The organism is Candidatus Aenigmatarchaeota archaeon, from assembly GCA_016932615.1.
In the GTDB taxonomy this organism is placed as follows: Archaea; Aenigmatarchaeota; Aenigmatarchaeia; order QMZS01; family QMZS01; genus JAFGCN01.
On the sequence record JAFGCN010000020.1, the window covers coordinates 1 to 7,660 of the forward strand.

Here is a 7,660-nt window from a genome sequence, read left to right on the forward strand (position 1 = left end):
AAAAACATCAGGACAAATTTGGGTATAGTTATTATATTATGGACGCTCAGGAGTACTTCCAGAAGCTCGGATCTCAAATCGACCGCCATTATGAGGTGGCAAACGAGGCGCGAAGCAGGGGAAAGGATGTGGAAACCCGTGTAGAGTGCATGCCAGCCGCCGACAAGAACAACCGGTGCATCGAAATCCTCTCAACCATGTACCCCCAGTTTGCCGAAAAGGAAAACCGGGAAAAGATTCTTGCCCGGCTTGACGAGCTTGAGAAGGAGTACGGAATCGGCTCTGACCCTGCGGCTCTTGAGATTTCAAAGGAGATCGCCCTTGAAAAGTTCTTCAAATTCAAGGACCGGGAAACTGCGGTTGCGGCAGGCCTTCGCTTCGGCTGCGCCTTCAACACCAAGGGGGTAGTCGGCGCCCCGCTTGAGGGAATAACAAACGTAAAAATCGACCCAAAGGACAAGTTCCTTTATGTTTACTATGCCGGACCCATAAGGACTGCCGGCGGAACCGCCCAGGTCTTCACGCTCTTTCTTGCAGACCACATAAGGCGCGCCCTTGGGCTTTCCATATACAAGGCAACCAAAGAGGAAATGGAGCGGTACTACACAGAGCTTAACGACTACCTGACGTACGTTACAAGAAAGCAGTACAAGCCGTCTGAAGAAGAAGTAAATTTCCTTGTTTCCCACGTGCCAATCTGCCTGACCGGAGAAGCAACCGAGCAGAGGGAAGTTTCCCGCCATAAGGACTGCGAAAGGGCGGAAACGACAAGAATCCGCGGCGGGATGTGCCTGGTATATCTTGACGGCCTCCCTCTGAAGGCAGAAAAACTCAACAAGAAGCTCAAAAAATATGGCGAGAAGATGGGGCTTGTCGAAACCTGGTCGTGGCTTGAGGAGTTCATAAAAATCAAGAAAGGCAAAAAGGCCGACGGGGGGTCCGGAGGAAAGGTTTACAAATTCCTTGAGGAGGTGCCTGCCGGAAGGCCGGTTTACGCTATGCCCGACAGAAAGGGCGGGTTTCGCCTTCGCTACGGAAGGTCAAGGGCAATGGGCTCCGGATGCTTTGGCTTTCACCCCGCAACACAGGCAGTCCTGGACTCGTTCCCTGCAGTTGCCTCCCAGATGAAAATAGAAGTTCCCGGCAAGGGCTGCACTGTATCAGTCTGCGACTATATAGAGCCGCCGATTGCAAAGATGAAAAACGGGGACGTAGTGCAGCTGCATACGCTTGAGGAAGCAAAAGCCGCTTACAAGGATATAGACAAGATTCTCTTCGTCGGCGACATGCTTGTTACATACGGCGACTTCGTTGAGAATGGAGAGAAGCTGATACCAACACCCTATGTGGAAGAGGTCTGGAAGTACGACCTGGAGGATGCAAAAGAAGCGGCTGAAGACGCGATAGGAAAGGAAAAATTGGATGCGCTCCTAAAGGACCCAAAAACAATCGACGCAAAAACAGCAATAGCTCTGGCGGAAAAAGGCATTCCACTCCACCCAAAGTACCTGCAGTTCTATGACGGGATAAGCGCTGGCGAGATGGCAGGGCTTGCAAGATACCTTCAGTCTGGCGAAAAAAAGGACGGTCGGCTGGTGCTTAAAAACAATGAAGGAAAATTGCTTCTGGAGAAAGCAATTATCCCACACAAGCTGTCCCTTGACAAGCTTTATGTGGTCATCGAGGATGCCACGCCCCTGATAAAGACCTTTGAAGGTGTAATGCCGGAAGAAGTAGAAAAAGAAGAGCTCTCCGGCTACGCGCTTTTGGACAAATACTCTCAGTTCAAGATAATGGAAAAAGCCACCAAGTACGTCGGGGCAAGGATGGGCCGGCCTGAAAAGTCGATGCTTCGAAAGATGAAGGGCTCGCCCCAGATTCTTTTCCCCGTCGGGGAGAAGGGAGGCCGGATGAGAAACCTCGTTGATGTCGAAAACCTTATAACTGAGCTAAGCGAATTTGTCTGCCCGGAGCACGGCGCTTCAGTTTTCCCCTACTGCCTTCGGTGCGGCAGGCACCTGAAAGCTCCGACCCAGCAGAAAAAGCAGATTTATGTCCGGGGGCTCCTGAACGAGGCCTACCAGCGGCTCCAGGAGCCGCGCCTCGAGATGATTAAGGGCGTAAAGGGCGTCGTGTCAAAAAGAAAAGTCCCCGAGCCAATCGAGAAAGGAATCCTCAGGGCAAAGCACGGGCTCTATGTCTTCAGGGACGGAACGATAAGGTTCGACATGGTAAACGCGCCGATTACCCACTTCAAGCCAAGGGAAACCGGCACAAGTATCGAGAAACTGAAAGAACTGGGCTATACTCACGATGTTCACGGGCAGGAACTTACAGACGAAAACCAGGTGATTGAGATGTTCCCCCAGGACCTGCTTCTTTCAAAATACGGCGAGGAAAGCGCAGCCGACTACTTCCTGTCAGTCTCGAAATTTATAGATGACCTCCTGGTGAAGTTTTACGGGCTTCCTGCGTTTTACAATGCAAAGACTCCTGATGATCTTGTGGGCCAGCTTTTCCTTGACATCGCCCCCCACACTATTGCCCCTGTCGTCTGCCGCCTTATAGGCTTTACGGACAACCGCTGCCACTACGCCCACCCCTACCTTTTCGCGGCAACCAGGCGTGACTGCGACGGTGAGGAAAACGGGGTAATTCTCATGATGGACTGCCTACTCAATTTCTCAAAGGAGTACATTTCCGAAAGGAGGGGCTCGATTTCCGACGCCCCACTCACCATCTCCACTATCCTGAACCTGGGTGAGGTCGATGACGAGGTTTATGACATGGACATTGCCTTTCGCTACCCTAAAGAGTTTTACCAGAAAACTCGCGAGCGGCTCTTCCCCTGGGAGACGGGAGTAAAAATCGAGCAGGTAAACGCCCGGCTTGGAAAAGACACCTGCTACTCGGGGCTTGGCTACACGACCGAAAACACCAGCATAAACCTTGCGGTGCACCTGACGACCTACAAGACTGCAGAAGACATGGTCGAAAAAATCAACCGCCAGCTCGACCTGGCAAAAAAGCTGAAGTGTGTGGACGAGAGATTCGTCGCGCAAAAAATTCTTTCAAGCCACTTCATAAAGGACATCAAAGGCAACTTCAGGACGTTTTTCAGCCAGACCTTCAGATGCACTTCCTGCAACAATGTCATAAGGCGCCCGCCACTTGCAGGAAAATGCCCTCGCTGCAATGGCCCTCTTGTCCTGACCGTCTCCGAAGGCACGATAGTTAAGTACCTTGAAGCATCAAAGAAGATTGCAGAGGACTTCAACATGGACTCCTACACGATAAACCAGCTTAACATGATGCAAAACCAGCTAAACAACATTTTCGGCAAAAAAGCCCGGCAAAGCTCTTTGGCAGCATTCTAATCGGCACATTCATTTCAAAGCCAACCAAGGCAAATCCCCTATAATTTTCCAAAAAAGCGCCGAAATTAGTGCAAGTAAGCTTCTAAAACCCGTGTTTGAAGGTTTATAAATAATTAAAGTTTATTAAAAAATGAGCTTGTTCAAGTACAAAATGGATGAAGACGAAGACTTAACCGACGAAGAGGACACAGAAGAAGAAGACAGCTTCGACGAGGAAGCCGACGAAGAAGAGGAAGAAGAGGAAGAAGACTGGTAAGCTAAGATTTTTGATTATTTTACTTTTGTTGATTTGAATTTTATAGAGGTTATGATACTGCTAAATATCCCGTTTTTCGAGTCCCCTGACGACCTCCATTGCGGAGAAGCAAGCCTAAGAAGTGCACTGAAATACCTGTTTCCAGAAGAGAATTTTAGCTGGAAGGAGCTTGAAAAAATGACCCACCAACGGGAAGGAAGTTTTCCTTTCTTTATTGCCCACGCTCTGCATAAAAAAGGGCTCAAAACCAGGTATTTTTCAAGCCCAAATACTGAGAGTTTTAAAGAAACCTTCGAGAGGTGGAAGCGTGAAGAGTTTACGGACAGCCGGGACAAGCAGGATGCAGAATCATTCACCCCCAATTTATAGAAACAATCGATCTTCTGGAAAAGGAGGGCGTCCTTCTAGAAAAGGAAATGTCCAACAAGAACCTTGAATCCCTGCTTAATGAGGGCTGCGCGGTTATCTGCTTTCTGAGCCATTATGCACTTTACCCAAGCAAAACTCCACGATACCCTTACGGGCACATGGTAATACTCACTGGCTTTGACCAGAGCTCAATCTACTTCCATGAAAACAACCCTAAGCACAGCGAGCCCAACAAGAAGCTGCCTAAAGAAGAGTTTTGCAGGGTCTGGGTCAACCCAGACGGAACCTTTGGTGACACCATCGCCACATGGCCTAAAAAGCCACAGGAATAGCCACTGAATTGAATAAATTATTTATCTACCTCTATTATGGTCTTCTGGAACTCAAAGTCAAAGCGGAAAAAGACCGGCGGAGTGCTAAAGCCGGGCCACAAGAAGAAAAAATACCAGAGAGGCGGCACTTTCAAGGCCCCTAAAATCGGAGAGGAAATCATCTCAAGCCGAAGGGTTAGGGGGGGAAAGGACAAAACCGCAGTAATTATTGCTGAATTCGTGAATGTAGGCAAGAAAAAGCTTAAAATTGTCCAGGTTTCTGAAAATAAGTCAAACTTCAGGTTCAACAGAGCCAAAATAATCACCAAAGGCGCGATTCTTGAGACTGAAAAGGGCATGGTGCGCGTCACAAGCAGGCCTGGGCAGGATGGGACAATAAACGGAGTTTTTGTCGAAGCTAAGAAATAAGGCATTATTGCCGGGAGCAGATTATGAAACTTGCAATTTCTGGCCGCAGGGTGATTCTCCAGCCGCTCAAAAACGCAGATTCCAGGGAAATAGCGCTGCAGGCAAATGGCCGGCTTCTTGCAAAATTCACGTCAATTCCTCAGCCATACACAGCCAAAGCCGCCCTTGACTACATCAAACAGTCGAGGGATGAGGCAAAGGAAGGGAAAAGAAAGGATTTTGGCATAACCCTGAAGAAAAGCGGGCGGGTGATAGGGGTATTTTCAATATTTGGGATAAACAAAAAGGCAGGAAAAGCGGAAATCGGGTACTGGCTTGGGGAATCCTACTGGGGAAGAGGGCTTGGAACTGAAGCCATGGAGCTTGCGGTAAGCTATTGTTTTGCGCAATTGTCCCTCGTAAAAATCTGGGCACGGGTCCGCCGCGGAAATACTGCTTCAAGGCGGCTGCTCGAAAAGTCCGGGTTTTCAAAAGAGCGAAAAAAGCCGACAAAGCCAAAAAACACTAAAGGCGCCCCGGCCATCTGTTACTCCCTTAGCAGACCAGTGTGATGATATCCAAAAGCAATCACCCGGCAGGAACAGAAAAATAAAGCTTATTAATTTAAGCCATATCCGTTAATGAAGGAACAGGGCATGTGCTCAATTTGCTGGAAGGTTGATACTGTTCATAATTGCTCTCTTTGCGGAAGAACCGTCTGCGTAAACTGCCTGGATGCTTCGACTGGCCTTTGCAAGTCCTGCAAGGGCGGGGGCAGGCAGATGTCCGGAGAGGGCGTCGAGAAAGCGCGGGCCATAGAAGAAGACCCAACAGCCCAGTGGAGCTTATAAATTGTCGGGCGAAAAATAGAGGGGGGAATTTGATAGTTTTTCGCTGCCCGAATACTTCTCTGCAAGGTATCCTATGACCAGTGTCCCAATAGCGCCTGCAGCAAAACCGAGGAAAAATCCAAGCCCTGGCGAGATGCCTGAGTTGGTTTCGTAAGCCCAGTTTTCAGCAAGAAGGCCTGCAGCAAATCCGACCAAGGGAGAAGCTTCAAGATAAGCAGAAGACATTAAAAGAAACTCTGGGGAAAAGTAGGGTGCTGTCAACGGGTCTTCCAAGTCACCAGGGTTTTGAGTCGCCATACTCCTAGCACCTGATTCTGCTTACAAATGCCCTGCTTTTCAGCTTTTTTTCGTAAACCCACAGCCCCGTGTAAGCGCCTGCCGCGCCCAGAACAAGATTTGCAAGCATCAGCGGAACCAGAACCGGCTGAAGCTGGGCAAGGCCAGGAAGGCCAAGGACAAGCAATTCAACATAAACCATTAAAATCAGCCCGGGAGCCCCTACTGAAGCTGCAACTATGTGGCTCTTGTTGCTTCTGCTTCCTAAATAAACGATGACATCAAATAAAAAACCCAAGAGGAAGGTTATAAGCACCTTTTGAACACCTGGAGGGCCATTAATCACCGTGGGTATGGAGAGTACACCTAAAATTGCAGTAATTAGCGTCGCCGCACCAAACTTTGGCACCAACTTGATGCCGATTACAATAAGCATTAGCGCAAAAAACATGTTCAGGAGAGAGCCCGTCGCGGGAATTCCTGTAAGCGATATTACTGCCGTACCGAGGATAAGCCCCTCAGCAAAAATCATTGCGCCAAAAAGGGCGCATACTGCAAGTTCCCTTACGCTAAAGTTCGGTCCCATGGCAGTAATTGTCCAAGGAAAGCTTACATATGATTAGCAGTAATCACTACTAATTACCTATTTATATATACTATAATGGAAGTGGAATATGTACTGAGGCAGTTTGGGCTTACTGAAACTGAGACAAAAGTTTACCTTGCTCTCCTGAAGCTCGGGGAGTCTACTGTAACAGATATTGTGAAGAAAGTCAAAACCTACAGCGCAAATGTCTATGGCGCTCTTGCAACCCTGGAGAAAAAGGGGCTTGTCTCAGAAACTAAAAAGGAAAACAAGCGCTACTTTTACGCCCTTGACCCCCAGGCACTTTTCGATATCTGGGAAGGAAAAAAGCAGAACCTGGAGGCTGTTTTTCCAACGCTAAAGCAATTTTACGACTCCAAAAAGACCGAGCGGGAAGTAAAGGTCATGGCAGGAATTCCCGGCATGAAAACCTATTTCAATGATATGCTGGCTGTGGGAAAAAACATTTCCTGCATCGGCAGCACTCTCCAGATGATTCCCGTCATGCAGCATCGGCTCTTCCAGTTCTCAAAAAAGTTCGAAAAAAGAGCAGAGCGGATAAACGGGCGGCTGCTTCTCACGGACATGGAGGATGTCCGGAAAAACGCACAGGAGGTCAATAAGCTGTACCCTGGGACAGTTTTCAGGTTTTACCCGGAAGAATTTTTTTCTCCGGTTTCCTTCAACACATACGGCGACCGGCTCGTGCAGGTAATCTGGGGAGACGAGCCGCTGGTAATTATGATTAAAGACAAGTGCATCGCAAAAGCGTTCAAAAACTATTTTGAAATGATCTGGGGGATTTCAAAAGACTAGCTTTTTCTACATCCAGTATGGCCTAATTCGATGAATCTACAGACCCCAAACTTTTTCGGGATGAGTAGTACCTCCACCCCAGTACTTATCTCCCGCAGATAGGTGCCCGGGGTATTTCACATAAGGAATAAGCTTCCGTTCTACTGAAAGGTCATGGCCATCAGGGAATACTCTTGACACAATCGTGTTTCTTTTTGGGAGCCATATCTCCAGTTCTGACTCTCCCCTTATTACTACATCCTTGCCTTTGTTTCCAAAATCCAATTCGGTTTCGCAGACTACCACCGAAGATTTTGGCAGGCACAACCCATCAACCTTTTTCCAAAAATCGTCTTTCGCTATCTTGTCTGCAGAAGTATCGAGCCGAGAAAAAATAAGGTCCCTTACCCCGGTTTCGTCAGATCCAGTAC

Annotated in this window: 10 protein-coding genes; 7 read left to right on the plus strand and 3 right to left on the minus strand. The window is 48.4% G+C overall.

What is annotated here, in order from left to right; translation table 11 throughout:
* The first annotated feature begins 38 nt into the window (after positions 1–38).
* From polC to JW727_05095, 6 genes are all read left to right on the plus strand, one after another.
* Positions 39–3,377, plus strand: coding sequence for a DNA polymerase II large subunit (polC, locus tag JW727_05070; GenBank protein MBN2095394.1), 3,339 nt, complete (start codon positions 39–41; stop codon positions 3,375–3,377).
* A gap of 307 nt (positions 3,378–3,684) precedes the next feature.
* Positions 3,685–4,002 carry a hypothetical protein gene (locus JW727_05075; GenBank protein ID MBN2095395.1) on the plus strand — a complete coding sequence of 106 codons (318 nt, stop codon included), beginning with the start codon at positions 3,685–3,687 and terminating at the stop codon, positions 4,000–4,002.
* Positions 3,981–4,334 carry a peptidase C39 family protein gene (locus tag JW727_05080; protein MBN2095396.1) on the plus strand — a complete coding sequence of 118 codons (354 nt, stop codon included), beginning with the start codon at positions 3,981–3,983 and terminating at the stop codon, positions 4,332–4,334. Before JW727_05075 ends, JW727_05080 begins: the two co-directional genes overlap by 22 nt.
* Positions 4,335–4,370: 36 nt before the next feature.
* Entirely contained in the window at positions 4,371–4,742 is a 372-nt protein-coding gene (locus JW727_05085) for a 30S ribosomal protein S8e (GenBank protein ID MBN2095397.1), read from the plus strand.
* A 23-nt stretch (positions 4,743–4,765) separates the two neighbouring features.
* Positions 4,766–5,293 (plus strand): GNAT family N-acetyltransferase, encoded by a 528-nt coding sequence (locus JW727_05090; GenBank protein ID MBN2095398.1) that lies wholly within the window; start codon positions 4,766–4,768, stop codon positions 5,291–5,293.
* A 69-nt stretch (positions 5,294–5,362) separates the two neighbouring features.
* Positions 5,363–5,572 (plus strand): hypothetical protein, encoded by a 210-nt coding sequence (locus JW727_05095; protein MBN2095399.1) that lies wholly within the window; start codon positions 5,363–5,365, stop codon positions 5,570–5,572.
* On the opposite strand, the gene JW727_05100 is transcribed toward JW727_05095, so the two are convergent.
* Together JW727_05100 and JW727_05105 are read right to left on the minus strand one after the other, a co-directional pair.
* Positions 5,567–5,869: a hypothetical protein gene (locus JW727_05100; protein ID MBN2095400.1), complete on the minus strand. Its 303-nt coding sequence runs from the start codon at positions 5,867–5,869 to the stop codon at positions 5,567–5,569. The two genes, JW727_05095 and JW727_05100, sit on opposite strands and share 6 nt — an antisense overlap.
* Before the next feature lie 4 nt (positions 5,870–5,873).
* A complete protein-coding gene (locus JW727_05105) occupies positions 5,874–6,434 on the minus strand; it encodes a hypothetical protein (protein ID MBN2095401.1) in 561 nt (186 codons plus the stop codon).
* A 75-nt stretch (positions 6,435–6,509) separates the two neighbouring features.
* Between JW727_05105 and JW727_05110 the strand changes: the two genes are divergently transcribed.
* Positions 6,510–7,250, plus strand: a complete 741-nt coding sequence (locus JW727_05110) for a helix-turn-helix transcriptional regulator (protein MBN2095402.1) — start codon at positions 6,510–6,512, stop codon at positions 7,248–7,250.
* A 36-nt stretch (positions 7,251–7,286) separates the two neighbouring features.
* Here the strand turns inward: JW727_05110 and JW727_05115 are convergent.
* The coding region (locus tag JW727_05115; GenBank protein ID MBN2095403.1) for a hypothetical protein at positions 7,287–7,660 on the minus strand (374 nt) is incomplete at its 5' end.